The sequence below is a fragment of the Streptomyces sp. NPDC050528 genome (assembly GCF_044457795.1).
Taxonomy (GTDB): Bacteria; Actinomycetota; Actinomycetes; order Streptomycetales; family Streptomycetaceae; genus Streptomyces.
Genome location: NZ_JBITHH010000014.1, coordinates 52,815 through 79,204 on the forward strand (window position 1 = coordinate 52,815; position 26,390 = coordinate 79,204).

General features: G+C 70.7%; 24 protein-coding genes. 11 read left to right on the forward strand and 13 right to left on the reverse strand.

Features of this window, described 5'->3' with window-relative positions; genetic code table 11:
• Positions 1–68: 68 nt before the first annotated feature.
• Positions 69–1,610 (reverse strand): beta-N-acetylhexosaminidase, encoded by a 1,542-nt coding sequence (locus ACIBK4_RS39415; protein ID WP_399003030.1) that lies wholly within the window; start codon positions 1,608–1,610, stop codon positions 69–71.
• Between the two features lie 307 nt (positions 1,611–1,917).
• On the opposite strand from ACIBK4_RS39415, the gene ACIBK4_RS39420 reads away from it, so the two are divergent.
• On the forward strand, positions 1,918–2,748 hold the full coding sequence (locus ACIBK4_RS39420; RefSeq protein WP_399003032.1) for a GntR family transcriptional regulator: 831 nt from the start codon (positions 1,918–1,920) through the stop codon (positions 2,746–2,748).
• 70 nt (positions 2,749–2,818) lie between these two features.
• Here ACIBK4_RS39420 and ACIBK4_RS39425 read toward each other — a convergent pair whose 3' ends face one another.
• The 6 genes from ACIBK4_RS39425 to ACIBK4_RS39450 all read right to left on the reverse strand — a co-directional run bounded on the left by ACIBK4_RS39425 (position 2,819) and on the right by ACIBK4_RS39450 (position 7,681).
• A complete protein-coding gene (locus tag ACIBK4_RS39425; RefSeq protein WP_399003034.1) occupies positions 2,819–3,382 on the reverse strand; it encodes a DinB family protein in 564 nt (187 codons plus the stop codon).
• Between the two features lie 49 nt (positions 3,383–3,431).
• Positions 3,432–4,295, reverse strand: coding sequence for a hypothetical protein (locus ACIBK4_RS39430; RefSeq protein WP_399003036.1), 864 nt, complete (start codon positions 4,293–4,295; stop codon positions 3,432–3,434).
• On the reverse strand, positions 4,292–5,065 hold the full coding sequence (locus ACIBK4_RS39435; protein WP_399003038.1) for a MerR family transcriptional regulator: 774 nt from the start codon (positions 5,063–5,065) through the stop codon (positions 4,292–4,294). The genes ACIBK4_RS39430 and ACIBK4_RS39435 overlap by 4 nt, the downstream gene beginning before the upstream one ends.
• Before the next feature lie 149 nt (positions 5,066–5,214).
• A complete protein-coding gene (locus ACIBK4_RS39440; RefSeq protein ID WP_399003040.1) occupies positions 5,215–5,766 on the reverse strand; it encodes a dinucleotide-binding protein in 552 nt (183 codons plus the stop codon).
• Between the two features lie 167 nt (positions 5,767–5,933).
• Complete coding sequence (locus tag ACIBK4_RS39445; protein ID WP_399003042.1) at positions 5,934–6,716, reverse strand: SDR family oxidoreductase; 783 nt, start codon at positions 6,714–6,716, stop codon at positions 5,934–5,936.
• 128 nt (positions 6,717–6,844) lie between these two features.
• Positions 6,845–7,681: an SDR family NAD(P)-dependent oxidoreductase gene (locus tag ACIBK4_RS39450; RefSeq protein WP_399003044.1), complete on the reverse strand. Its 837-nt coding sequence runs from the start codon at positions 7,679–7,681 to the stop codon at positions 6,845–6,847.
• A gap of 174 nt (positions 7,682–7,855) precedes the next feature.
• Here ACIBK4_RS39450 and ACIBK4_RS39455 point away from each other — a divergent pair, with 174 nt between their 5' ends.
• Positions 7,856–8,320: a MarR family winged helix-turn-helix transcriptional regulator gene (locus tag ACIBK4_RS39455; protein WP_399003046.1), complete on the forward strand. Its 465-nt coding sequence runs from the start codon at positions 7,856–7,858 to the stop codon at positions 8,318–8,320.
• A 14-nt stretch (positions 8,321–8,334) separates the two neighbouring features.
• Here the strand turns inward: ACIBK4_RS39455 and ACIBK4_RS39460 are convergent, their stop codons facing one another.
• Positions 8,335–9,213, reverse strand: a complete 879-nt coding sequence (locus ACIBK4_RS39460) for a helix-turn-helix transcriptional regulator (RefSeq protein ID WP_399003048.1) — start codon at positions 9,211–9,213, stop codon at positions 8,335–8,337.
• 207 nt (positions 9,214–9,420) lie between these two features.
• On the opposite strand from ACIBK4_RS39460, the gene ACIBK4_RS39465 reads away from it, so the two are divergent.
• The 4 genes from ACIBK4_RS39465 (at position 9,421) to ACIBK4_RS39480 (ending at position 13,046) form a co-directional block, all read left to right on the forward strand.
• On the forward strand, positions 9,421–10,269 hold the full coding sequence (locus tag ACIBK4_RS39465) for a helix-turn-helix transcriptional regulator (protein ID WP_399003050.1): 849 nt from the start codon (positions 9,421–9,423) through the stop codon (positions 10,267–10,269).
• 121 nt (positions 10,270–10,390) lie between these two features.
• The gene (locus ACIBK4_RS39470; protein WP_399003052.1) at positions 10,391–10,957 is read left to right on the forward strand and encodes a flavin reductase family protein; all 567 of its coding nucleotides are present in this window, start codon (positions 10,391–10,393) and stop codon (positions 10,955–10,957) included.
• A 34-nt stretch (positions 10,958–10,991) separates the two neighbouring features.
• Entirely contained in the window at positions 10,992–11,957 is a 966-nt protein-coding gene (locus tag ACIBK4_RS39475; protein ID WP_399003054.1) for an NADP-dependent oxidoreductase, read from the forward strand.
• Between the two features lie 30 nt (positions 11,958–11,987).
• Entirely contained in the window at positions 11,988–13,046 is a 1,059-nt protein-coding gene (locus tag ACIBK4_RS39480) for an NAD(+)/NADH kinase (RefSeq protein WP_399003056.1), read from the forward strand.
• 1 nt (position 13,047) lies between these two features.
• Here ACIBK4_RS39480 and ACIBK4_RS39485 read toward each other — a convergent pair whose 3' ends face one another.
• Both ACIBK4_RS39485 and ACIBK4_RS39490 read right to left on the reverse strand, forming a co-directional pair.
• Positions 13,048–14,742 (reverse strand): sensor histidine kinase, encoded by a 1,695-nt coding sequence (locus ACIBK4_RS39485; protein ID WP_399003405.1) that lies wholly within the window; start codon positions 14,740–14,742, stop codon positions 13,048–13,050.
• 139 nt (positions 14,743–14,881) lie between these two features.
• The gene (locus tag ACIBK4_RS39490) at positions 14,882–15,586 is read right to left on the reverse strand and encodes a response regulator transcription factor (protein WP_399003058.1); all 705 of its coding nucleotides are present in this window, start codon (positions 15,584–15,586) and stop codon (positions 14,882–14,884) included.
• Between the two features lie 91 nt (positions 15,587–15,677).
• Between ACIBK4_RS39490 and ACIBK4_RS39495 the strand changes: the two genes are divergently transcribed.
• The 3 genes from ACIBK4_RS39495 to ACIBK4_RS39505 all read left to right on the forward strand — a co-directional run bounded on the left by ACIBK4_RS39495 (position 15,678) and on the right by ACIBK4_RS39505 (position 19,422).
• A complete protein-coding gene (locus ACIBK4_RS39495; RefSeq protein ID WP_399003060.1) occupies positions 15,678–16,271 on the forward strand; it encodes a hypothetical protein in 594 nt (197 codons plus the stop codon).
• A gap of 198 nt (positions 16,272–16,469) precedes the next feature.
• Positions 16,470–18,524, forward strand: coding sequence for a phosphocholine-specific phospholipase C (locus ACIBK4_RS39500; RefSeq protein WP_399003062.1), 2,055 nt, complete (start codon positions 16,470–16,472; stop codon positions 18,522–18,524).
• A 52-nt stretch (positions 18,525–18,576) separates the two neighbouring features.
• The gene (locus ACIBK4_RS39505) at positions 18,577–19,422 is read left to right on the forward strand and encodes a phospholipid scramblase-related protein (protein ID WP_399003064.1); all 846 of its coding nucleotides are present in this window, start codon (positions 18,577–18,579) and stop codon (positions 19,420–19,422) included.
• A gap of 6 nt (positions 19,423–19,428) precedes the next feature.
• Here the strand turns inward: ACIBK4_RS39505 and ACIBK4_RS39510 are convergent, their stop codons facing one another.
• Both ACIBK4_RS39510 and ACIBK4_RS39515 read right to left on the reverse strand, forming a co-directional pair.
• Positions 19,429–20,394 carry a hypothetical protein gene (locus ACIBK4_RS39510; protein WP_399003066.1) on the reverse strand — a complete coding sequence of 322 codons (966 nt, stop codon included), beginning with the start codon at positions 20,392–20,394 and terminating at the stop codon, positions 19,429–19,431.
• On the reverse strand, positions 20,391–21,185 hold the full coding sequence (locus ACIBK4_RS39515) for a phosphatase PAP2 family protein (protein ID WP_399003068.1): 795 nt from the start codon (positions 21,183–21,185) through the stop codon (positions 20,391–20,393). Before ACIBK4_RS39515 ends, ACIBK4_RS39510 begins: the two co-directional genes overlap by 4 nt.
• 224 nt (positions 21,186–21,409) lie before the next feature.
• Here ACIBK4_RS39515 and ACIBK4_RS39520 point away from each other — a divergent pair, with 224 nt between their 5' ends.
• Positions 21,410–22,024: a TetR/AcrR family transcriptional regulator C-terminal ligand-binding domain-containing protein gene (locus ACIBK4_RS39520; RefSeq protein ID WP_399003070.1), complete on the forward strand. Its 615-nt coding sequence runs from the start codon at positions 21,410–21,412 to the stop codon at positions 22,022–22,024.
• A 166-nt stretch (positions 22,025–22,190) separates the two neighbouring features.
• On the opposite strand, the gene ACIBK4_RS39525 is transcribed toward ACIBK4_RS39520, so the two are convergent.
• Positions 22,191–23,231 carry a DUF2510 domain-containing protein gene (locus ACIBK4_RS39525; RefSeq protein WP_399003072.1) on the reverse strand — a complete coding sequence of 347 codons (1,041 nt, stop codon included), beginning with the start codon at positions 23,229–23,231 and terminating at the stop codon, positions 22,191–22,193.
• 352 nt (positions 23,232–23,583) lie between these two features.
• On the opposite strand from ACIBK4_RS39525, the gene ACIBK4_RS39530 reads away from it, so the two are divergent.
• Positions 23,584–26,268, forward strand: a complete 2,685-nt coding sequence (locus ACIBK4_RS39530; protein WP_399003074.1) for an ATP-binding protein — start codon at positions 23,584–23,586, stop codon at positions 26,266–26,268.
• The last annotated feature ends 122 nt before the right edge of the window (positions 26,269–26,390 follow it).

Genomic DNA, 26,390 nt, shown 5'->3' on the forward strand with positions numbered 1-26,390 from the left:
GGGGTGATTCCGGAACGGACAGGTGAGGGGCGGTACTTGAGAGGGGGCGGTACGGGGAGGGGGACGGCTCAGCGGTGGTACGGCACGCCCAGCGCGTCGAGCCTGGCCGTGTGGTCGTCGAGCCGGGAGCTGAAGTCCGCCCAGTCGGTCGCGCCGCTCCAGGCGCGGTCGGCCAGCGCGCACAGGCGGGGGTAGGTGAGGTACTCGATGCGCTCGGGCGTCGTGACGAACTCCGTCCACAACTGCGCCTGGGTGCCCAACACTCGCTCGGCCGCGCCCCGTTCGGCGTCTTCGGGCACCGGATCGTGAGCGTGCACGGTTCGCAGATCGACGACGTCACCGGGCTGGGCCGGCGGTTCGCCCGGGTCCTCGGACTGGGCGTAGTCGAGATAGGTCGCCCGGTGGTAGGCGCTCACGACGGGGTGGCCGCGCCGGGCCGCCGCCAGCGTGTGCTTGGCGTCCCGCCAGGTCATCACCGTGAAATCCAGGGGGAGTTCGGCCCCCGTCTCGGCCCAGCCGACCGGTCGCCGCCCGTGCCGCACGAGGAAGTCGCCGATCTGCCCGAGGAACCAGCCGTGCAGCGCCGCCGGGCTCGACAGACCCTGCGCCAGGGCCCGTTCGCGTGCGGCGGCACTGCGCGTCCACTCGGCGGTGGGGCACTCCTCGCCGCCGACATGGATGTACGGCGAGGGGAAGACGTCCATGACCTCGTCGAGGACCGTACGGCAGAAGTCGAGGACCTCGTCATGGACCCCGAGGACGGTGTCGCACACGCCCCAGCGGGTCCAGACGTCGAGGGTGCGCCCCGGGTTGTTGCCCAGTTCGGGATAGGCGGCGAGGGCGGCCCGTACATGTCCGGGCATCTCCGTCTCGGGCATGACGGTGACACCGCGAGCTGCCGCGTAGCTCACCAGGTCGGTGAGTTCGGCCCGGGTGTACGAGCCGCCGTGCGGGACGCCGTCGTACAAGTCGCTTCCGGCGGGGCCCACTTGGGACTCGGCGCGATGGCCGCCGATCTCGGTGAGCTTCGGGTAGGCGGACACCGGCATGCGCCAGCCCTGGTCGTCCGTGAGGTGGAGATGGAACACGCCGATCTTGTGCAGCGCCAACAGGTCGACGTACCGCCGCAGATAGGAGACGGGCTGGAAGTGCCGGGCCACGTCCAGCATGGCGCCGCGCCAGGGGTGACGGGGGAGGTCGGTGATCTCGACGCACGGCAGCACCCATCGGATGCCGGGCTGCGGAGTCTCCGACAGGGCCTGCGGGGGCAGGAGTTGACGGATCGTCTGGATGCCGCGCAGCAGTCCGGTGAGGTGTGCTGCGCGCAGGATTACGGCGTGCGGGGCGACGGTGAGGCCGTAGCCCTCCTCGCCGAGACCGGCCAGTCCGGCGAGACCGGGGTCGAGGGTGAGGGTCAACCGGCCCTCGGGGGAGGGCGGCAGAGGCAGTCCGGTGGCCGGGGCGAGCAGGGTGCGCAGCAGGTCGGCGGCCGGTTCGGCGCCCGCGCCGATGTGCAGCGCGGTGTCGGCGTCGAGGGTGAACTGCCCTGGCCCGACCGCCGACTTGGTGGGGCGGGGGACGAGGGAGAGCACGGGGCGCGGTGCGGGCATGGATCGTCTCCGGGGCGGGGGCGTGTGGGGGAGGTTCACCTCTGGAGGGCATGAACGGGCAGCTGACCACCTGACCAGTGAAGCCCACTGGACATCTCACCTCTCGATGTGGGGACGAAGGTGGCATAGACCAATGCGGGCGTCAACCCCCTCTGCCGCAAGGTGACTTGGCGTGCGGGTCGATCCGGATGGGAAGGATCACTGCCAGGTGGTGGTTACACTGCCCGGGTCAACAGGGCGATTGCGGGCGACCTTTGGTCAACTGGTCAAGTGGTCAACCCGGGAATCCGCGCAGGGGGAGTACGACATGAAGGCCGACGCACCAGGAGCGGTACTCAAAAGGGAGCGGGTCCGCGACTTCATCCTCGACCTCGTCGAGTCGCACCACCCGGGGGACGCGATCCCCTCCGAGCGCGCCCTCTGTGCCCAACTCGGCGTGTCCCGGCCGACCTTGAGGGCTGCTGTGGACGAACTCGTCGCCGCGGGGCTGCTGGTGCGGGAGCACGGGCGCGGCATGTTCGTGGCGCCCGAGAAGATCACCCAGGAACTCGTCTCCGGCGAACAGACCATGACGGCCCCTCAGGCCTCCGGAGCCTGGTCGAGCCGCCTGCTGGAGTTCACCACCATCCCGGCCGGCGCCCGCGTGGGCCGCCGCCTGCGGCTCTCGCCCGCCGCCGAGATCGTGTACGTGGCCCGGCTGCGCCTGGTCGACGGCGCCCCGATGGCCATCGAGCACCTGCACATCAGGGCGGACCTCGTACCCACCCTGTCCGCACGGGAGTTGGAGGCCGGAGACCTGTACGAACACCTCCGGGAACAGCACGGCGTGCACGTCCAGGAGGCCGTCCAGGCGATCGAGCCGACCGTCGTCACCCGCGCCGAGGCCGAACTCCTCGACGTCCCCGAACTCTCCCCGGCCCTCCTCTTCGAGCGCCTCACCTCGGACACGACGGGCCGGCCCGTCGAATACGTCCACTCGATCTACCGGGGCGACCGCTACCGCATCGTCTCCCGCCTCACCCTCGGCCCCTCCGTCACGGCCCCGTCGACCCCGCTCGGCCACCACCCCGGCATCCCCCCGGGCGACTTCGCCCACCGGGACACGATCGCGGCGTCCACACGGGGGGACATTCAGTGAAGCCGTGCGGCCACGGAACACCACGGGGCCCGCGCAGGCATCCGTAGCTCGGTCGCCGGTTGCCGGAAAGTCAGATGCGGCGCGGTGCGGCTCCGTCCTGCCACCGGTAGAGGTCGCGCAGCAGGGAGATCTCTGCGCCGTGATGGATCAACTCCCTGTTGACGTGCAGGATCCTGTTCTCCATGGGATACGGCTCGGGACCCACCGCGGGCGGACTGTCCAGGTCGGCGTCCGAGAGCTCGCGGACCCCCGTGTTCCATCTCCCGTACATCTCGTCGAGCTGTTTCAGCGCCTCGTTGGCGGTCCCCGCGTAGGCGAACGTCTCGGAGTCGAAGCCCTGGCCGCCGAAGTACCAACCGACCCGATGACCAAGGCAGTCGACGATGATGTGCGCCAGCCGCCAGGCAATCGTGGTCACCGGTGCCGGCTCCGGGCCGGGGGACGCGAAGTCCGGCGTCCATTCCCCCGAGCCCTCCGGCATCGGTGCGGCCGACGTGCCACGCGGACGGATGCTCCAGCAGTCGCGCACCGGCTCCCAGAAGTACTCCTCGTCGGTCAGACCGTCCAGCCGGGGCCGCAGGTTCTTGTGCCAGTACCAGTCCAGCTGGTCCGCGATGCGCTCGCTTCTCGTCATTTCCGCACACTACAAACAACGGAGACCCGGCCGCGACGATGGCGAGGACTCAGTCGGCGTCATGGGCCGAGGGCGCGGTGCGTGCCCAAGTGACCGCGTCGTAGAGGGACTTGGGGTCGTCGGCGTGCAGCCTGATCACCCGGACGAGGCGAGGGACGCCGAGGAGCTTGGGGGCGTTGACCGGTTCGGTCAGTTCGAGGGTGAGGGAGGTCTGGGAGCCGACGGGCAGGTTCAGCTCGCCGTCCTTCTTCTCGTGGGTGAACCGCGTCTCGCGCCGGAAGGAGGCGATCTGCGCGAGGGGGATGCGGAGGTCGACGTTGGCCGCCTGCCGGACGCGCAGGACACCCCCGGCGAGGACGTGCGGCCGGGTGACCGCGGCCGCGTGCATGCCGAGGACGAACAGGACGGTGTAGACGTCGACGACCAGAAGGACGGCGTGGACCACGGGCCACCTGGCGAGCAGGAACGACAGGGCGACCGTCTCGGCCACGCACACGAACGTGAGGCCGTACATCATCGCGGCCTGGTCGCGGGCGTGCGGGAAGACCGCGTCGGCCGCGCCGACACCGTGCGGACGGCGTACGACCCACCGGACCAGGCTCGTCAGGATCCGCGCCTCGTGCGCCACGTACCGCGCCACACGCTCGGGCACGAGCCGCGCGAACGCCTGACGCCGGGAAAGCCCGAGCCGCCGTAGCCGAAGCCACACGTAGGCCTCGGCGGCGAGCAGTACCAGCAGGAGTGCTTTGCCGCCGAGCACGACGGCCTCGGGCACCGGAGCGCCGGTGAACAGGCAGACGGCCAGGGCGAGTTGGGCGGGCACCGCGACGGTGCGCAGCGTCCGCAGGACCGGTCCGCGCGCGGGGGCTTCGGGCTGGGGGAGGGGCGTCTGGATCTCCGGCGTCGTCGTCATGACGGGGGTTCCTGTCGGTTCTTCCGCGGGTGCTGCTGTCGGTGCCTCGCGAGGTCGATCGCACGGCGTACCGCCGCCGACTGGGCCGGTGCCAGGTCCGCGAAGAGGGCGTCGGTCAGACCGCCGTCGGGCCGGTCGGAGAACCGCGCGGCCAGGTCGTCGGGCAGCAGAGCCGCGAGCGCGGCGGCGGCGCGGGTCACCCCGGGGTCGTCCGGTTCCTTGTCGGCGAGGGCGTCCAGCAAGGCGTACATCTCGCCCGCGTGCTCCGCCATTCCCCGCAGCGTCTCCATCAGCCGGACCCGGTCCGCCTCGGGGGCCACGGTGTCGAGGAGGGCCAGGATCTCGCGGTCCTTCACGGCCATGGGGGAGTCCGGCAGCTCGCCGAGGCCCGCCAGCAGGGCGGTGAGCTGTGGTGACAGGGGTGCTTCGGCGGTGAGCCGACCGTCCCGCGCCTCGGTCAGCAGCCCGGCGAGCCGCTCGCGTCGCTCCCGGATGACCGCTTCCTGCCGGCCGAGGTCCTCGTCCAACTCCTTGAGAACGTCGACGAGTTCACGGCCCTCGTCGTCCGCGAGGACGTCACGCACCTCGTCGAGACCGAGGCCCAGCTCGGTCAGGCGCCGGATCCGGGCGAGCAGGACGGCGTCCCGGATGTCGTACGCGCGATAGCCGTTGCTCCGCCGTACGGGTTCGGGCAGCAGCCCGAGATGGTGGTAGTGCCGCACGGCTCGCGGGGTGACCCCGATGAGGGCGGCGATCTCGCCGATTCGCATGGCCTCAGTAGAAACCCTGACGTTGCGACAAGGTCAAGGAGGCTTGATCGCGACGTCAGGGTTTCCGGCGACGGGCGGTGCGCGCCGCGAACCGTGCCGGAAGCGCTCCGGCTCTTCTACGGCCCCGGCCTGGTCGACCGCCCCCGTGCTCACAGCTCCCCGGGCCGCCCGTACCGGTAGAAGAACGGGCCGCCGAGCTGCCCGGCCAGCGCGCGGGTCAGGCCCGAGCTGTCCTCCAGCAGACGTGCGCCCGGGTCGAGGTCGCCGACGTAGAGCGGGTCGAAACCGGCGTCCGTGATGAGTCGCGCTGTGATGTCCTTCGCGCCCGGCTCGGCGGCGTAGAAGCTGCTCGGGGTCACCCGCTGGGTGCCGATCTGGTCGTACGCCGAGGCGAAGACCGTGTTGAAGGACTTCGCGGTCGGGCCGCCGACGATCGACTTCACCTGGTGCGCGAGGGAGGGGAAGGCGGTGTCGCGCTCCGAGTAGAGGTTGGTCGCGTCGATGGTGACCTGGCCGTTGAGGCCGGTCACGCCCCGCAGCGCCTCGGCGATCTGGTTGCCGGGGACGGCCACGACCACCACATCGGCGTCCGAGGCGTCACCGCCGTCGCGGCCCAGCGTCCTGACCTCGTGCCCGGCCTTCTCCCACAGGCGGGCCAGGCCGCCGCCGACGTGTCCTCGTCCGATCACCGTGATGTTCATGCCGGCCTCCGGTCTGCCTGGGGTTGCGTTGCGGGAGGATGTGTCCTAGTTGACGTGTCAACAAAACACCACTGATGTTGTCGTGTCAACCAATGCCGTCGGGGCGGGGGAGGAGCAGCGCCCGGCTGTTCCTCCCCCGCCCTGAAGGGATGGGGGACGGACGGATCTCAGACGGTCTGCGCGGTCGGCAGGATGGTGATCTCGGTGAGGTTGACGTGGCGCGGTACGGCGGCCATGAAGGCGACGGTCTCGGCGACGTCGGCGCTCTGGAGGACGTCGATGTCGTGGATGAGGTCAGCCATCAGCTTGGACGCGTCGGGGTCGGTGACGTGGTCGGGCAGCTCGGTGTCGACCATGCCGGGCTCGATGGTGGCCACGCGGACCATCTTCGGGCCGAGCTCCACCCGGAGCAGCCGGGTGAGGTGGCTGATGTACGCCTTGGTGCCGGAGTAGATCGAGAACTTCGTCAGGATGCGGGTCGCCGCGATCGACGAGGTGTTGATCAGGTCGGCCGGCCTGCCCGCGGCGGCGGACTCCGTCAGATGGGGGAGGAACGCGGCGATCACGTTCATCAGCCCGCTGATGTTGAGGTCGATCTGGCGCTGCCAGTCGTCCACCTTCAACTCCTCGATACCGGAGATGAGTTGGACACCGGCGTTGTTGAACACCAGGTCGGCCTTGCCGAAGTGCTCGGCGACCCGGTCGGCGGCGGTCTGGACGGCGGCGCGGTCCGTGACGTCGACGGCCAGGGCGAGCGCGGTGCCGCCGGCGGCCTCGATGTTCTTGACCACGCCTTCCAGCCGCTCCTTGCGGCGGGCCAGCACGACCACGGTGGCGCCGAGTTCGGCGAGCCGTTCGGCGGTGACGGCACCCATGCCGCTGGAGGCGCCGGAGACGACGGCGACACGGCCGGCGAGGGGGGTACCGGTGAGCAGGGCGGAAGTAGACATCACAGAACCTCAATCACTCTGATGGGGAAGGTGTTTGACGGTGTGTCAGGCGTGGGGGAACGTCAGGTGTGCCGGACGGTGGCCGGCACGGGCGCCCGAACTCGCCGGGCCCGGGCGCCCGTTGTGCGTCAGGCGGCGTCGTGCCCGGTGGCCGCGGACTTCTCGCGCCACGGGGCCAGGTCGTCCTGCACCTGCTGGTACTTGACCTCCAGCCGCTCCAGGGTGTCGCGGCCGAGGTAGAGATGCGTGGGCAGCTTCTCGGTGCCGGTGACCTCGACGATGAGCGCAGCGCCCAGGACGGGGTCGCCGAGCTGCGCGTGGTTGGCGCGGTCGATCCAGTCGAGCGTCACATGCGCCGGGGTGTCGTCGTAGTCGGCGATGCGGTTCGCGGCCACCGAGAGGGAGCTGGAGTCGAGGAAGTCGGTGCGGAAGACGCCCGGTTCGACCACCATCGACTGGATGCCGAACGGCGCCATCTCGGCGGAGAGCGCCTCGCTGATGCCGGCGACCGCGAACTTCGACGCGGAGTACAGGCTGACGCCGGGCTCGCCCTCGAAGCCCGAGCGGGAACCGATGTGCACCAGCTTGCCCGAGCCCTGCTTGCGCATCACGGGCAGCACCGCGCGGGTGACGTTGATCAGGCCGAAGACATTGAGGTCGAACAGCGACCGCGCCTCCGCGTCGGTGATCTCCTCCAGGGCGCCGAGCAGACCGCGGCCGGCGTTGTTCACCAGGACGTCGATACCGCCGAAGCGCTCCACCGCGGCCTCGACCGCCCGCGGGATGCTGTCGTCGTCCGTGACGTCCAGGGCGACCGCGAACACGTTGTCGGACTTCTTCAGGTCGTCGGGCACCCGCTCCGGATTCCGTACGGCGACCACGACATTGTTACCGCCTGCCAGCGCGGCCCGGGCGATTTCCGCGCCGATTCCGCGGGAGGCGCCGGTGACAAACCACGTAGCCATGGGGAAAACCTCTTTCGTCGCTTCCCCTTGTGGGGGATTTCTTGTTGACGAGTACGAGTCTGTCCCTGCACGACGGGGCTATGAAGGCAGCGGTTTTCCTGGGAGTCCCACACCCAGGAACGGGCGGTGACCGGCAAAGTCGGTGACATGTCAACAACCTGGTACGGTGGCGTCATGTCCGAACCCCGATGGCTCACCCCCGACCAGGCCGACGTCTGGGCGAAGTACCGGAGACTGCGCCGCGAGCTGCAACGGGCCCAGGACCAGCAACTTCAGCGGGATTCGGGCCTCTCGGCGGCGGACTACGCCCTCCTCGCGCCCCTGTCCGAGTCCGCCGACGGTGTGTTGCGTGCGCGGGAGCTCGGTGCCGAGGTCGACTGGGAGCGCAGCCGGCTGTCGCATCAGATCAGCCGCATGGAGAAGCGCGGGCTCGTCACGCGCGAGGCCTGCGCGGACGACGCCCGCGGCTCGATGGTACGGCTCACGGAAAAGGGCCGGGAAGCGATCGAGGCCGCCGCACCCACGCATGTGGAAAATGTTCGGCGGCTGTTCTTCGACCCGCTGAATTCGGACGAGGTACGTCTTTTCGGCGATTTCCTCGACCGCATACTGGGAGCGGTCGAGAGGAATTCCCAGTAACCCGATTCGGGCTTTTACTGGGCGCCCCGCGCCGGATTCTCCTGGTGCGGCACCTCGGGCGCGCTGAGCGAGCCCAGCAGGGCCAGACCGTCCGCCGAGGGCGAGTCCGGCTCCGCCTGCAGAATGATCAGCTGCTGCCCGGGCGCGCTGCGGATGTTGAGTGCCTCGTGCCGCAACTCCAGCTCCCCGACCACGGAATGGCGCATCCGCTTGACCTCGTAGGGCGGGACCCGGGTGTACTCGCGGGCCCACAGCGAGCGGAACTCCGGGCTGCGCACGGACAGTTCGCCGACGAGTTCCAGGATGCGGGGATCCTCGGGCGTGCTCGCGGCGGACTGCTGGAGATCGGCGACGGCGCGGTTCTTCGCCCGCTCCGGGCTCCGGTAGAACGTCTTCGCCGCGGGGTCCAGGAACAGCATCCGCAGCACGTTGTCGCGCTCGGCGAAGTCGCGGTAGAGGGCGTCGGCCAGGGCGTTGGCCGCCAGCAGATCCTGGGCGTGGCCGATGATGAAGGCCGGGGTCCTGGTCCAGCTCTCGATCAGCTGCCGCAGATGCGGGCGCACCCGCTCGACACGGGACGGCGACTTCGTACGACGGCCCGTGGGCCGGGCCAGCCGGAACAGCTCCAGCCGGTCCTCCTCCGCCAGCCGCAGCACGCGTGCCATGGCCTCCAACACCCGTACCGACGGGCTGAGTTCACGGCCCTGTTCGAGTCTGCTGTAGTAGCTCGGGCTGACCCCGGCGAGCGTGGCGACCTCGTCGCGGCGCAGTCCGGGCACCCGTCGCCGGCCGGAGCCGGACAGCCCCACGTCGGCGGGGCTGACGCGCTCCCGGCGGGAGCGGAGGAACTGACCCAGCCCTTCAACCGGGTCGGGGCGCGTGTCGTTGTACATACCGTCGAGGCTAGGCGGAAAACGCCCGGAGAAGTTCTGCCGACGGTGGGTGCGTTGCACCCAGGATCATGGCTCCCCGGGTGGCGTGGAGGAGCTACGGGGCAGGTCGTCCGGGTGGTGAATCACGCTGTGTGAAGAGTGTGGAACCTGGTGCGTTCGTGCACGAGCGGCTCTTCTCAACGATCGAAAAGCATCTAGTCTTGCCGCATGAGCAATGGGACCCCTTTGGGTGATTTCCTCCGGGCCCGCCGCGAGGCCCTCAAGCCCCAGGACGTCGGTCTGCCCGAGTACGGGCGACGCCGGGTGCCGGGACTGCGCAGGGAGGAAGTCGCGATGCTCGCCGGAGTCAGCTCCGACTACTACATCCGGCTGGAGCAGGGCCGCGAGAACAGTCCCTCGCCGCAGGTCCTGGAAGCCGTATCGCAGGCGTTGAAGCTGGACGCGGAGTCCGCCGACCATCTCAACCGCCTTTGTCTGACGCCCTCGCAGCGGCCGCACGACTGGGGTGAGGCCGATGTCAGCCCGCAGTTGCTGCAGTTGATGGACGGCTGGGAGCACACCCCGGCGTTCGTCCTCGGCCCGGCGCTCGACATCCTCGCGGGCAACTCCCTTGCCACGGCGCTGCACAGCGGGTTCGACGCGTTCGACAACCTCGCCCGCAATGTGTTCGTCGATCCGGCGGGGCGCGAGTTCTACCAGGAGTGGGAGCGGGCCGCGCACTCCTGTGTCGCCGAACTCCGGGCCGCCTACGGACACGATCCCGAATCAGCCCGTATCGCCGAGGTGGTCGACGAACTCTCCGCGGAGAGCGAGGAGTTCGCGGGTCTCTGGCGGCTGCACGACGTCAAGAGCAAGTCCCAGGAAGGCAAGCACCTCAAGCACCCGGACGTCGGCGACCTGCACATCGCGTTCGCCGCGTTCACGGTCAACGGCGCCCCGCATCAGCAACTCGTCGTCTACCAAGCCGAACCGGCCGGCCCGACAGCGCAGGCCTTCGAGACGCTGAGGTCGTTGGCCACCGAGCCGAAGAAGGCCGGCGCGAACGCGAACACGTAGACCCCGGCCCGTACTCCCAGCCTGGTCCTCCCGCACCCAGGAAAACCACGGCCTTCATACCGGCGCGCCGGCTGTCGAGACTCGAAGCGGCAGAGAGACGGACAGCGCACCGGGAGCGGACATGATCACCGTGAAGGACCTTCGGCCCCACCCCCTGGACCAGGTGCACCACCTGATCGAACCCGGCCCCGTCATCCTGGTCACCACCCGGCACCGGGGCGTCCCGAACGTGATGACCAACGGGTTCAACATGATGGTCCGCCACGCCCCGCCGCTCATCGCGTGCACCATCGGCCCCTGGGACCACAGTTACGAAGCGCTCGTCGAGACCGGCGAGTGCGTCGTCTCCGTCCCGACGGCGGAGATGGCGGCCACGGTCGTCGACATCGGCAACTGTTCGGGCGCGGACGTCGACAAGTTCGAGGAGTTCGACCTGACCGCCGTGGACGGCGAGAAGGTCCGGGCACCGCTCGTCGCCGAGTGCTTCGCGAACATCGAGTGCAGGGTCGCCGACACCACCCTCGTCGCCCCCTACAGCCTGTTCCTCCTGGAACCGGTCCGGGCCTGGACCGATCCGTCGCAGACGGCCCCGCGCCTGTTCCACCACCGGGGCGACGGCACCTTCACCCTTGACGGCCCGACCGTCGATCTCAAGGACCGGATGACCAAGTGGCAGTACCTTCTGTAAGCCCGCCGATCCTCTGGACACTGGAGACTCGACCATGCCCCGAGCAGTGAAGTTCTCGCGCTACGGCGGCCCGGAGGTGCTGGAGGTCGTCGAGGTGCCGAGACCGAAGCCGGGCCCCGGGGAAGTCCTCGTCCGGGTCGTCGTCGCCGGGGTCAACCCCGGCGAGGCCGGCATCCGGCAGGGCGTCTTCGCTGACATGTGGCCGGCCGTGTTCCCCGAAGGACAGGGCAACGACTTCGCGGGCTGGGTCGCCGAACTCGGCGACGGCGTAAGCGAGTTCGCGGTCGGCGACGAGGTCATCGGCTATCTGCCCCGAAGGGCGCAGGCCGACTACGTCGTCTCGCCCGCCGACGTCCTCGCCCCCAAGCCCGCCGACATCAGCTGGGAAGCCGCCGCGCCCCTGTCCGCAGTGGGAGTGACGGCGTGGGCCGCCGTCGACGCCGTAGAACCAGAAGCCGGGGACACGGTTGTGGTGTCCGGCGCGGCCGGCGGGGTCGGCTCGCTCGCCGTGCAGCTCGCGCGGCTGCGCGGCGCGACAGTCATCGGCACCGCCGGACCGCACAACGCCGACTTCCTGCGCTCGCTCGGTGTCGTCCCCGTCGAACACGGCCCCGGCCTCGCCGACCGGCTGAAGGCCGCCGCGCCCGACGGGATCGACGCGTTCGTCGACACCTTCGGCCAGGGCAACGTCGACATCGCCGTCGAACTGGGCGTGCCCCCGCACCGGATCAACACCCTCGCCGACGGCCGGGCGGTCGCCCGCCACGGCGTCCGCAGCAGGGCCCAGGAGGACGTCTTCACCCCTCAACTGGTCGTCGAACTGGCCGAACTGGTCGCCAAGGGCCGCCTCACCGTCCCCATCAGCACGGTGTATCCGCTGGAACAGGTCCAGGAGGCCTACCGGCAGGTGCAGCGGCGGCACACGCGGGGAAAGATCGTGCTCAGCCTGGTCCCGCCCGCCGAACGCCCCGCCCTGGCCACCGAACTCCGCACCGCCTGACGCCCCGACCGCCACTCCACGGAGGACCCCATGCCCGTACGTCGTATCGGCCTCGTCGTCCACCTGGGACGCGAGACCGCCCGGGACGCGGCGGCCGCCGTGCACGCCTGGAGCGAGGCGCACGACGTCCGCTGCACGGAGATCGACGTGTGGGCCAAGGACCACCACCGCCGTACCGGACGCGAGGAGGCCGAGGCCGCGGGCAACCCCGACCTCGTCGTCACCCTCGGCGGCGACGGCACCTTCCTGCGCGGCGCGCGCATCGCCGTCAAGAGCGACGCCGACGTCCTCGGCGTCGACCTCGGCAAGGTCGGCTTCCTCACCGAGGTCCCCGCCTGCGACATCGGCGAGGCCCTCGACGCCGTCCACGAAGGGCGGGCGATCGTGGAGGAGCGCATGACGCTGACCATGCGGGCCTCCCGCCCGCTGGACATCCCCGAGGAGATGGAGGCCCTGCTGCGCTACGGCCGGGGTCCCGCCCTGCCGCCGCCGCAGGTCCGGCCGGAGACCACGGAAGGCGGCGGCTGGGGCTGCGCGTTGGACGTCACCGCGCTCAACGACGTCGTCCTGGAGAAGCTCGCCCGCGACCGGCAGGTCGGCGTCGGCGTCTACCTCGCCGGACGACTGCTCGCGACCTACTCCGCCGACGCGCTCGCCGTCGCCACCCCGACCGGCTCCACGGCCTACAGCTTCGCCGCCGGCGGACCGGTCCTCTCGCCGCACATGGACGCCCTCGTCTTCACGCCGATCGCCCCGCACATGACGTTCAACCGCAGCGTGATCGCCGCCCCCGACGAACCGATCGGCCTGCGCGTCCTGCCCCACTCCGGCCAGGCGATCGTCACCGTCGACGGCCAACTCCGCGGCGTCCTGGACCCCGGCGACTGGATCGGCGTCTTCCGCGCCCCCCAACGCGTCCGCCTCGTCCGCCTCCGCCCGACGGATTTCTACGGCCGACTGCGCGACCGGTTCCGGCTCACGGACGCCCCCGCCAATGCCCAGGACGGACCCTCGGAACCCTTCTTCCGCCCGGACACCCCGGTCCCGGCCGACCTCGTGGGGATGCGCCTGCCGCCGGCTCCCGAGTAGCTCACACGGGGAGGCGGACCGTGAAGACCGTGCCGGCGCCGACCGCGCTGGTCACGGTCACCGTCCCGCCGTGTGCCTCGGTCAGCCGGCGCACGATGGCGAGGCCCAGACCGCTGCCGCCGGTGCGGCGGTTGCGGGATTTCTCGGCCCGCCAGAAACGGTCGAAGACGCGGGGGAGATCTTCGGCGGGGATGCCGGTACCGGTGTCGGCGACCTCGACCGTCACGTGGTCCCCGGTCCGGCGCGCCCGCAGGGTGACAGTGCCGCCGGGCGGGGTGTGCCGTAGCGCGTTGGAGACCAGGTTGCCGATGACCTGCCGCAGCCGGACGGGATCGCCGGAGAGTTCGGGGTCGCCGTCGGTGTGGGTGGTGAGGGTGACGCCCGCGGTCTCGGCGCGGCCGAGGTGGGCGGTGGCGACGTGGTCGAGAAGGTCGCGTACGCGGAGGGGTTCGGGGTGGATGCGCAGCTGGCCCGCGTCGGCTTCGGCGAGGTCCTGGAGGTCGTCGACGATGTGCTGGAGGAGCAGTGCCTCTTCGAGGAGAGAGTCGACGAGCGCTTGGTCGGATGTGGCGATGCCGTCCTGTACGGCTTCGAGCCAGCTTCGGATGGTGCTGAGCGGGGTGCGCAGTTCGTGGGCGACATCGCTGACCATCGCCTTGCGCTGGCCCTCCATGCGTTCGCGGCGTTGGGTGAGGTCGTTGAAGGCGGCGGCGAGGTAGCCGATCTCGTCGTTGGTGGTGACCGGTACGCGCTGGTGTTCTTCCACGGGGCGACGGGCCGCGTCGGCCAGGGCGCGCAGCGGGCGGACCAGGCGGGTGCCGACGACGACGGTGACGGCCACGGTGACCAGCAGCACCAGCCCGGCCACGCCGGCGATACGGGCGGTGTTGGCGGAGGTGAAGTGGAAGGCGGGGGCGGTGGTCGAGCCGGTCGGGGTGGTGACGAAGAGGAGGGCGGCCGGGGCGACGTAGGGGGTGAGCTGCTCGCGGCGGGCGGTGTCCAGGCAGGTCTGGGCGGCCGGGCCGCCGTAGCCGAGGACGAAGTCGATGCCGACCTTCACGGGTTCCTGGTGCTCGCGCCGCAGGCAGTCGTTGACCATGGTGTTGAGTCGGCTCAGCGGCTCGCGCTCGGTCGGCTGGGGCGCGGCGAGCGTGCCCACGCCGCATCCCGCGCCCTTGACGTTGCCGTCCAGGGCGCTGTCGACGAGCTTGAGGGAGGTGCGGCCGCTCGGCGCCTCGGAGAGCTTGGCGATGCCGTTCGCGCCGCCCAGGCAGTAGAGGATCTTGTCGGCTCTGCCGCGCAGTTCCTTCCGCTCGGCGGCGGTCAGTCTGTACGGGCCGACCGCGCGGGGGTCGATGCGGCCGGCGTCACCGCCGGGCAGCAGCGCCGGGTCGGTGTGCAGCGGGTCGACGACCGCGGATGCCCGGGTGGGGAGCGTGGTGGCGGTGGCCGACGAGGCGGCGACGACGCGGCGGCTCTGAGTGGTCAGGGTGATACGGCGGCCGGTCCGCTCGGCGAGACGGTGGAGGGTGGGGGTGACGCCGGTCCAGTCGGGGTGGGTGGCGGCGTAGCCGACGAGGGTGTCGTAGATGTCGGTGTCGGAGGACAGGAGTTGGCCCTGTTCCTGCTGGATGGCGCTGCTGGTGGTACGGGCGGCGAGCCAGGCGGTGGCGGCGACCGAGCAGACCGCGATCATCACGGACGTGGCCAGCAACCGCACCAACAGGCTTCTGTGCAGCGGCACTTTGGCCCGGACCCTGATCCTGGACCTCGTCCGGCCGCCCGCCGGGAACCCGGTCCCCGCACCGGCTTCCGCTTCCGTCCCCGCTTCCGTGTCAGCGCGCACGGCTGCCGTCGATGAGCTTGTAGCCGACGCCGTACACCGTCTGCAGATAGGCCGGTCGGCGGGGGACCGCCTCTATCTTCTTGCGCAGGTTGAGGACGTGGACGTCGATCGTGCGCTCGGTGATGTAACGGTCGAACCCCCGTGTCAGGGCGAGGAGTTGGCGGCGGGTGAAGACCCGTTCCGGCTCGGCGGCCATCGCCGCGAGGATCTCGAACTCCCCAGGTGTGCACACCACTTGGCGTCCGTCGAGGGCGACGGTGCGGCGGACGGGGTCGATGGCGAGCGCGCCGATCCGCAGCACGGGGTCGTCCGGCGCCGCCGCCGTCGCGGCCCGCGTCCGCCGGAGCAGGGTGCGGATGCGGGCCATCAGCTCGCGGGGGCTGTACGGCTTGGTCATGTAGTCGTCGGCGCCCAGGTCGAGGCCGAGCAGGAGGTCCTCCTCCGTGCTGCGCGCGGTCAGCATCAGCACCGGCACATCGCACTCCCGGCGCAGCACGCGGCACACGTCCAGTCCGTCGACCAGGGGCATCATGACGTCGAGGACGAGCAGATCCGGCTGCCGGCGCCGTACCTCGTCGATGGCCGCACGCCCGTCGTGGACGACCAGGGAGGAGTGGCCCTCGCGCTCCAGATAGCGGCGGATCACCTCGGCCTGTTTGACGTCGTCCTCGGCCACCAGGACATATGCGTTCACGCCGCTCACCCTAAGGTCGACGCCCTGACACCAGACAGAAGTCTGACGGCGGCCTGACAGGATCTTCATATCCTCGGGTGACCGTTCGGCCATGGCGATCCCCACTCACCGAACCCGGTCCGCCGGCCTCGCCGGTCTCGGCGCGACGGCGGCGCTCTCCCTCCTGGTCGCCTGCGGCGGCGGCTCGGGCGGCGGCCAGGACACCGCGGGCAAGGACAAGGACAACGGCGTCGCCTCGATCAACAGCCCGAGCGCGAGAGCCGGAGCGGCGTCGGTGAGCGCGACCGGGGAGTCGGGCCGGCCCCAACTGCGGCTGGACACCTCCAAGAAGGAGGCGGCGCGGCTGACGCAGATCTTCTTCGACTGCCTCCACGAGCACGGTGTCCCCGGCGAGCGCAAGCCCGGCTCGACCAAGCTCTCGGTCAGCGCCGACATCAGGAAATACCCGGCCGCCTACAAGGCGTGCACCTCGAAGTGGCCGCTTCAGCCTCCGGAGGAGGACCCGGCGAAGAACCCGCACTACCTGGACGACTTCCAGACGTACATCAAGTGCCTGAACCACGGCGGCCTGAAGGTCAAGGGCCTGTCCGACGGTTCCGGCTGGACCTACGAGAGCACCCCGACGCAGACCGGGTCCCAGATCGACACACTGGACCGTGCCTGCACGCTGAAGGCGTACAGCTGACGCGTCCGGTGCGGAGCCGCACGTCGGAGGCGACGGCATGCGGCGCCGCGCTGCGGGCCCGCCCCCGCACGTACGGACGACTTTCACATGGGCGCCACCAGACCCTTCCCTGACGTTTGTTGCTCTTGGAACACTCGCACCGCGCGCATTTCGCCATGTTCCGGCCGGCCGCGCGTCAGGATGAGAGGTGCCTCACCCATGTCCGAAGTCAATCGGCGTCGCTTTCTCCAACTCGCGGGTGCCACCACGGCGTTCACGGCGCTGTCGAACAGCATCGAGCGGGCCGCCGCGCTCCCGGCGAACCACCGCTCGGGGAGCATCGAGGACGTCGAGCACATCGTCGTCCTGATGCAGGAGAACCGATCCTTCGACCACTACTTCGGCTCGCTCAGAGGCGTCCGGGGCTTCGGCGACCCGCGTCCGGTCGTGACCCGGCAGGACGGAAAACCGGTCTGGTACCAGTCGGACGGCACGAAGGACATCCTCCCGTTCCGCCCCGAGGCCGACGACCTGGGCCTGCAGTTCATCCAGGACCTCCCGCACGGCTGGAACGACGGGCACGCCGCGTTCGACGGCGGCAAGTACGACAAGTGGGTGCCGTCCAAGGGCTCCACGACGATGGCGTACCTGACCCGCGAGGACATCCCGTTCCACTACGCGCTCGCCGACTCCTTCACCATCTGCGACGCGTACCACTGCTCGTTCATCGGCTCCACCGACCCGAACCGCTACTACATGTGGACGGGTTACACCGGCAACGACGGCGTCGGCGGCGGCCCGGTCCTCGGCAACGACGAGGCCGGCTACAGCTGGACGACGTACCCCGAGCGGCTGGAGAAGGCGGGCGTCTCCTGGAAGATCTACCAGGACGTCGGCGACGGCCTCGACGCGGCCGGCGGCTGGGGCTGGATCCAGGACGCCTACCGCGGCAACTACGGCGACAACTCGCTGCTGTACTTCAAGCAGTTCCAGAACGCCCAGCCCGGCGACCCGCTCTACGACAAGGCCCGCACCGGCACCGACGCCACCAAGGGCGAGGGCTTCTTCGACCAGCTGAAGGCCGACGTCAAGGGCGGCAAGCTGCCGAAGATCTCCTGGATCGTCGCCCCCGAAGCCTTCACCGAGCACCCCAACTGGCCCGCGAACTACGGCGCTTGGTACGTCGCCCAGGTCCTGGACGCGCTGACCTCCGACCCCGAGGTCTGGGCGAAGACGGCCCTGTTCATCACCTACGACGAGAACGACGGCTTCTTCGACCACCTGCTCCCGCCGTTCGCGCCGGGCTCGGCCGCGCAGGGCAAGTCGACCGTCGACGTCGGCCCCGACCTCTTCAAGGGCGACGCCAGCCACCCCGCCGGCCCCTACGGCCTCGGCCAGCGCGTGCCGATGATCGTCGTCTCGCCCTGGAGCAAGGGCGGTTACGTCTGCTCGGAGACCTTCGACCACACCTCGGTCATCCGGTTCATGGAGACCCGCTTCGGTGTCCACGAGCCCAACATCTCGCCGTGGCGGCGCGCGATCTGCGGTGACCTGACCGGTGCCTTCGACTTCTCCCACAAGGACGTCAAGAAGGTCCCGCTCCCGGACACAGACGGCTACCAGCCGCCGGACAAGAACCGCCACCCCGACTATGTGCCGACCCCGCCCGCCAACCCGGTGCTGCCCAAGCAGGAACGCGGACTGCGCCCGTCCCGACCCCTCAAGTACGCGGCCACGGTGGACGGTTCGGCCGACACGCAGGCGGGGAAGTTCACGCTCACCTTCGCCTCCGGCGCGAAGGCCGGGGCCAACTTCCTGGTCACCTCCGCCAACCGCACGGACGGGCCCTGGAGTTACACCACCGAGGCCGGCAAGTCCGTCTCGGACGCCTGGAACTCGGCGTACTCGAACGGCTCGTACGACCTGACCGTGCACGGCCCGAACGGCTTCCTGCGCGTCTTCAAGGGCCCCGGCAAGACCGCCGGACCCGAGGTCACCGCCCGCACCTGCGGCGACGACATCGAGCTGACCTTCACCAACAAGGGCTCCGGGACAGTGCAGTTGAAGGTCGTGAGCGGCTACGGCGGGCGTTCCCAGACCTTCAAGGTGCGGGCGGGCGCCACCCTACGGCACACCTTCGACCTCGGCGCGAGCAAGCGGTGGTACGACCTGACGGTCACCTCCGACGGCGACGCGACGTTCCAGCGGCGATTCGCCGGACATGTCGAGAACGGCCGTCCGGGGGTCAGCGACCCGGCGATCGCGACCGCTTGAGGGGCTTTGTGAAGCCGGTTGTTTTCCGGGGCACTCGCGGTAGTGTGCCCCGGTGACCACGCATTCGAACACACCTGCAGGCTGGTACCCGGATCCGCACGGAGCGCCCCAGACCCTCCGGTACTGGGACGGCGCGAAGTGGACCGAGCACACCAACGCGGACCAGCAGGGCCAGGCCGCCCAGCAGCAGCCGCAGGCCGTGCCGCAGCAGCAGGCGGGGCCGGATCCGCGGGCTCAGCGCCAGGTCAAGCAGCAGGTGCAGCAGCAGGCCGGGGTCGCCGGGGGCGGCCCCGGCGGCGGCAGCCTGTTCAGCGAGCCGGTGCTCGTGGTGAACCAGAAGGCCAAGCTGATCGAGCTGACCAACGAGTACAAGGTCATGGATCAGAACGGCAATCTGATCGGCTCGGTCACCGAGATAGGCCAGAGCACGCTGAAGAAGGCGCTGCGTTTCGTCTCCAGCCTCGACCAGTACATGACCCACAAGCTGGAGATCCGGGACGCCTACGGGCAGCCGCAGTTGGTGCTGACCCGGCCGGCGAAGATCATGAAGTCCCGGGTGATCGTGACCCGTCCGGACGGCTCGCCCGTGGGTGAGATCGTCCAGCAGAACATGATCGGGAAGATCAACTTCGCGCTGAACGCGAACGGTCAGCAGATCGGCGCGATCAAGGCGGAGAACTGGCGGGCCTGGAACTTCGCGATCGTCGACCACGCGGACAACGAGGTCGCCCGGATCACCAAGACCTGGGAAGGCCTCGCGAAGACGATGTTCACGACGGCGGACAACTACGTCCTGCAGATCCACTACCAGCTGCCCGAGCCCCTGTTGAGCCTGGTGGTGGCGACGGCCCTGACCGTCGACACCGCGCTCAAGCAGGACTCGCGCGGCCTCGGCTGACCCTGATCAGAGCGCGGTGAGATGCCCCGGCGCGGACTTCCGGTCCGGCTGACGGGGCAGCAACGCCGGTTCGGCGGAGGCCGATCGGGGCTCCAGCGCCAGGACGGCGGCCACAGGGTGATCGTGGTCGCCGTACTCGTGCGGCAGCGGTACGGCGGGTGTCACCCGGGTCAGCAACACCACACCCCAGGACGCGATTCCGGCTCCCGCCAGGGCGAGGAGGATGCCGGCCGCGCCGCCCTGGAGGCGTTCGCCCAGCAGCGCGAGGCCGATCGCGGCGGCGGCCACCGGGTTCGACAGGGTCACCACCGCGAGCGGGGCGCCGAGACCGCCCCGGTAGGCGGTCTGCGAGAGCAGCAGCCCGCCCGCCGCGAACACCGCGACCAGCAGGGCGACTCCGACCACCTGCATGCTCAGCAGCGGACCCGAACGGTCCGTCGCCGCGACCGTCACGGTCTGCGTGAGCGCGGAGGCCACCCCCGAGGCGACACCGGACGCCGAGGCATGCCGTAGACCGGGCTTCGCGCCGCGGCGGGCCAGCAGGCCGATCAGGGCGGAGGTCGCGCCCGCGACCGCCAACGCCTGGGGAACGGTGAGGACTTGGTCGGGCTGCGGGCCCGACGCCGTGACCAGCAGGGCCGACAGGCCGAGCAACGTGAGGGCGGTGCCCCGCCATTCGGCCAGGGTGACCCGACGGCCGGCCACGCGTGCGCCCATGGGCACGGCGGCGACGAGCGTGAGAGCTCCCAGCGGTTGTACGACGGTCAGCGGGCCGTACTTGAGCGCCACGACGTGGAGCAGTGCGGCCGACGCGTTCAGGACGACCGTCCACCACCAGGAACCGGTGGCGAGCAGGCGGAGCATGCCCGCGTCGGAGTTGCGGGAGGCCAGCCGCTCCTGGGCCACGGCCGCCGCCGCGTAGGCGACCGCCGAGAACAGGGACAGGACGACGGCGACGAGCGTGGCGTTCATCGGCCCGCTCCGACCAGGACCGGCTCTTCCACGGCGAGTCGGGGCTGTCCGCGTCCGGCGGTCGTCGCCGTGCGGTGCGGGGGATGGATCAGCGCGAGGGTGATGCCGAGCATGGCGGCGGCCACGATCGCGTCGAGCCAGTAGTGGTTCGCGGTGCCGACGATGACCACCAGCGTGACCAGCGGGTGCAGCAGCCACAGCCACCGCCAGCGCGAGCGGGTCGCGACGATCAGGCCGATCGCCACCATCAGGGCCCAGCCGAAGTGCAGCGAGGGCATCGCCGCGAACTGGTTCGAGAGGTGGTCGCTGGTCGGCGGGCCGTAGACCGAGGGGCCGTAGACCTTGGCGGTGTCGACCAGGCCCGTCGCGGCCAGCATGCGCGGGGGCGCGAGCGGGAACACGAAGGGCAGGACGAGGGCGGCCGAGGTGACCGTCGCCAGGACCCGGCGGGCCCAGACGTAGTGCGCGGGGCGCCGCAGGTACAGCCAGACCAGGAAGGCCACGGTGGCCGGGAAGTGGACGGTCGCGTAGAAGGTGTTCGCGATGTGCACGAGGGTGTCGCTGTGCAGCAGCACCGACTGCACCGAGCCCTCGTTCGGGAGACGCAGGGTCCGTTCCAGGTCCCACACGTGGCGGGCGTTGTGCAGGGCCTCACCGGTGTGGCCCGTCGCCAGCTGGCGGCCGAACTTGTAGACGAGGAAGAGTCCTGCGACGAGCAGGAGCTCACGGACGAGCGGGGGCCGCGCTATCGCGCTGGTCCCCTTCTCTGCAGGCTCGGTGCGGGCATTCATCCCCCGGCCCCTTCGCTGACGGTGGTGCGTGTGGTGGTGCTGGCCGGGTTTGTGACCCGGTCGGCGGCCCGAACTCATCGGTACGAGTTCGTTCCGATACGCCAGTGTACCGATACGGGCGGGTACCGATACGGCGGAGTACCGGTACACTGGCGTATCGATAGCGAAACGAGACACACTGGAGAGCGGACCCCGGGTCCGTGGACCGAGCGAGGAGACGAGCCATGACGTCGCAGGCTGAGGACGCACCGGACACGGTCGCCGCCTCGCGCCGCTCCAAGATCACGCCGGAGCGTGAGCGGGAGTTCTTCGACGCCGTGCTCGAACAGATCCGGGAATGCGGGTACGACTCCGTCAGCATGGAGGGCGTCGCCAGCAGCACCCGGTGCAGCAAGTCCACGCTCTACCGGCAGTGGGGGACCAAGCCCCAGTTCGTCGCGGCCGCGCTGCGCGCCAACCGCCGGGTGCACTTCACCGGCATCGACACGGGCTCGCTCGCGGAGGACCTGAGGCAGGCCGCGCGGGCGGCGGGCGCCTGGTCGGCGAAGGACACGAAACTCGTCTCGGCGCTCGGTCACGCCGTCATCCAGGACAGCGAACTCGCCCAGGCGGTACGGGAGGCGCTCGTCCATCCCGAGATCGCCGCGCTGGAGGACATCCTGCGCCGCGGGGTGGAGCGCGGCGAGATCGCGGCGGACCATCCGGCCCTGCCGTACGTCCCCGCCCAGATCTTCGGCGTCCTGCGGGCCCGCCCGGTTCTGGAGGGCTGTTACGCCGACCCCGACTATCTCGTCAGATTCGTGGAGGCCGCGGTGCTACCGGCACTCGGGCTCACCTGAGAACCAGGCCGCCGTCCATGGGATGACTGGACGGTGACCTGCTCGCGCCGCACCGTGGGGACGGGGGCGGCGCGCACCCCCCGGCCGGGTGGGGTTCCTCTTGAGCGGAGAGGCGCCCCACCCGGCCGACTGGTGTACGGGTAACCGGCTTGGTTACGACGGGAGTTCAGATCTTCTGTCCGTCGCCGCCGCTGCCCGAGGCCACCTTGATGTTCGAGGTGATCTCGTCGATGACGGACTGCTTCTGGCCCACGTCGACACCGAAGCGGACCACGACGATCTGACCGGTGCTCGCGGGCGAGGGGAACGCGAGCGACTCGACATAGCCGTCGGAGCCCTTGCTCGTGACCGCCTTCCAGCGGACCAGATAGCCCTTCTGCCCGGCCACGGTCACGGCCTTGGAGGCGAGGACCTCGTGGGAGGTGATGCTGCCGTAGCTCGTGCCGCCGTAGGACTCCTTGGCGTTGGCGGCGATGTCCGCCTTCGCGACCGCTTCGGCCGTGCTGCCCGTCGTGCCCAGCAGTACCGCGGGGGCCGAGTACGCCCCGCCGTTGGTGCAGGTCTGGGAGGTGTTGCCGGGGCACTTGTAGGACGTGTTCGACGTGACCGACGCGCCGCCCTCGATGACCTGGCCGTACCAGTCGGACGGCACGGTGAAGCTGATGCCGTCGAGCGAGTCGGTCACGGTACCGCCGGCCTTGACCTTCGGTTCCGCGGACTGGCTGGGCGCGGGCGTCGCACCGCCCGTACCGCCGGAACCACCCGTCCCGCCGGAGCCGCCGAAGGGATCGCTCTGGCCGCCGGTCCCACCGGAACCGCCCGTGCCGCCCTGCCCCTCGGGGCCGCCCTGGCCGCCGAAGCCGCCCTGTCCGTTCGGCGCCTGCTGCGGGTTGGCCTGGGTGCCGTTCCCGCTGCCGTTGCCGGACAGCGCGTACGCGCCGACACCGATGGCCGTCAGGACCGCGACGGCCACCGCCACGGCTATGCCGGTACGCACATTGCGGCGCGGCGCGGCCGGGGGCACGGCGGGATACGCCGGGTACGCCCCGCCGTACGGCGGCTCCGTCGGGGGACCCCATTCGGCACCCGACCCGGCGGGGCGGGTGCGGTCCGTCCATGCCTTGCCGTCCCACCAGCGCTCGGCGGCGGGACCGTCATTCGTCTGCCCGGGATCGGGGTACCACCCGGGGGGAGTCACCTGCGTCATGCCCCTACCGTATGAGGCGTCGGTGAAAGCGGGATGAGAGGATCCGGCCACCCCGCCTCGCACGATGGGCGGGACGCCTTCCTCACCACGGCAGTACGTCTCCTTCACCGCGGCGGCGAGGCCGGTCCCGGGGCCGCTGCCGGTGCCGCCCGTGCCGTTCGCGATGATCCTCCGGTGTTACGGGATTGATCGGAAGTGGCTTTGTTTCGGCACCTTCTGACTGTTCGTCACGCCTATGTGCCCACCTGCCCCTCGATGCGGCAACAGCTCCACGGACCCGCCTCCGCTTCCGCGGCCGGACGGCTACGCTCAAGGTCTGTACGTCGTTCGGGCTACTGGGGAGGTAATCGGGATGACGGAGGAACGGCCTCCGGAGGTCACCTCGGCCTCCCTCTGGGAGCGCGACAAGGAAGTCGCCGGGGTGGCGGAGGCGATCGACCGGCTGCGCGCCGATCAGTCGTCCTCGGGCAGCCTGCTGATGGTCCGGGGCGAGGCCGGGTTCGGCAAGACCGCGCTCCTGGCCGAGACCCGCCGGATCGCCGAGGCACGCGGCTGCGCGGTCTGGCACGCGCGCGGCGGCGAGACCCTCAGGTCCGTCCCCTTCAATGTCGTACGACAGTTGCTGCAGCCCGCCCTGCTCACGCTGATGCCCGAGGAGATCCGCGAATACCTCGGCGACTGGTACGACATCGCCGGCCCCGCCCTCGGCATCACCGAACCCGGCGAACGGCAGCCCGACCCGCAGGGCGTGTGCGACGGACTGGTCGCCGCGGTGCGCCGGCTCGCCAAACGCGCCTGGCCGCTGGTCCTGATCGTCGACGACGCCCACTGGGCCGACCAGGAGACCCTGCACTGGCTCGCCGCGTTCGCCGAACGCCTCGACGACCTGTGCGTCCTGCTCGTGGTCGCCCGCAGGCCCGGCGAGGTCAGCGGCGAGAGCGCCCGGCACCTGGACGCGATCGCCAAGGCCGCCGGCCCGCCGGCCACCGTCCTGAACTCCCTCACCCCGCCCGCGACCGCCGGCCTCACCCGCGCCACCCTCGGCCCGCACGCCGACGGCGCGTTCTGCCGCGAGGTGTGGGCGGTCACCGACGGCAACCCGTACGAGACCGTCGAACTCCTCGCCAAGGTGAAGGACAGCGGCCTCGCCCCCGTCGAGGACTCCGCCGCCGAACTGCGCGAGCTCAACCGCTCCGCGCGCGGCGGCGGACTGCTCGCCCGCCTGGACGACCTGGGCTTCGAGGCCACCCGGTTCGCCTGGGCCGCCGCCATCCTCGGCACCGGCATCTCCGTGGACCTGGTCGCCAAGCTCGCCACCATGAGCCGCGACGAGGCGGGCCGCTGCGCCGAGTTACTGCGCACCGACCGCATCCTCACCGCACCCGACCCCGCAGCGTCCCAAGCCGGCGCGGGCGAGCTGGAGTTCGTCCACCCGCTGATCGCGAGCGACGTCTACGACTCCATCCCGGGCGGCGTGCGGACGGCCATGCACGGCATCGCCGCGCAGGTCGTCACCGACTCCGGGCTCGGCGCGGCCGCCGCCTCACGGCACCTCCTCAAGGTCCACCCGGACGACGACCAGGAACTCGTCGAGCAGCTGCGCGAGGCGGCCCGCGAACACCTCTCCATCGGCGCCCCCGACGCCGCCCGCCGCTGTCTGGAGCGCGCCCTCCTGGAGCCGCCGCTCGCCGAGACGCACGCGCACGTGCTCTTCGAACTCGGCTGCGCCACCCTGCTCACCGCGCCCGCCACCACCATCGGCCACCTCCAGACCGCCCTAGGGATGCCCGGCCTCGACGGGCACGCACGCGTGGACGCCGTTTTCCGCCTCTCCCAGGCCCTCCTCCACAACAACCAACTGGAGGAGGCCGTCCGCACCGTCGAGGCGGAGGCCTCCCGGTACGAACCCGGTGCCGCCCGGATGCGGCTCCAGGCCGTGCAGTTCATGTGGGAGGGCATCCACGCGGGCGAAGGCATCTCCCCGGGACGCTCCGAGCGGCTCGCCGCACTCGCCGGCACCTGCACCGGCCGCGACAACTCCGAGCGCGCCCTGCTGATCCTGCGCGGCTTCGACGCCATGACCCACGGGGAGAACGCCGAGGAGGTCGTCGAGGTCTGCGACCGCGCCCTCGTCAACGGACGGCTCGCCCCCGGACTCGGCTGGACCGACACCGAGTGGGGCATCGAGATCCTCATGATGCTGGCCAGCTCGTACGCCTACACGGACCGACTGGACCGCGCGGAGAGCCTGTACAACGAAGCGTTGCGCGCCTACGTCTCCGCCGGCTGGAGCGGCGGCCACCTCTCCTTGGCGCACGCCTACATCGGCCTCGGCCACCGCAGGCGCGGCCGCCTCCGCGACGCCGAGACCTCGCTGCGCGAATCCCTGCGGCTCGCCGAGCGCGTCGGTCGCGGACTGCCCCTGTACTGGTCGGCGACCTGCAACCTGGTCGACACGCTGCTCGCCCGCGGCCATGTCGACGAGGCCTGGGCGGTCGCCGAACAGTACGGTTTCGCACCGCCGTATCCGACCACGATCGTGCTGCCCGACCCGCGCTGCGTCCGTGGCCGACTCCTGCTCGCGGTCGGCCGCACGGAGGAAGGCATCAACGAACTGGAACAGGCCGTGAAGGCGGCGACCGCCCGCGGTCACCACAACCCGGTCCTGGTCCCCTGGGCCGTCGACCTCGCCCGCGCGCTCGCCGTCCAGGACCCGGCCCGCGCGGCCCAACTCGCCTCCGACGCGCGCCGCCAGGCCGAACGCTTCGGCACGGACACGGCGATCGGGGAGGCCCTCCGCTGTGCCGCTTCGCTGGAAACGGGGCAGCGGGCGGTGCGTCTCGCGGCGCAGGCCGTTGCTTACCTGGAGTCCTCGCCGTGCCAGTACGAGCATGCGGCGGCGCGGGTGGAGTACGGGATCGCTGCGCGGTCTGTCGCTGAGATCAACAGGGGTCTGACGCTGGCGCGTTCGTGCGGGGCGGACGGCTTGGTGACTCAGGCGCGGGAGGTGTTGGAGACGGGGAGGGGGTTGCGGTGAGTTGTTCTTTGGCTGCGGCCCGGTGGGGGCTGGTCGCGCAGTTCCCCGCGCCCCTTAAAGGCGTCGGCTGGCCCATGTTTTTAAGGCGCGGGGAGTTGCGCGCCGCTTGAGACACAGGCCAG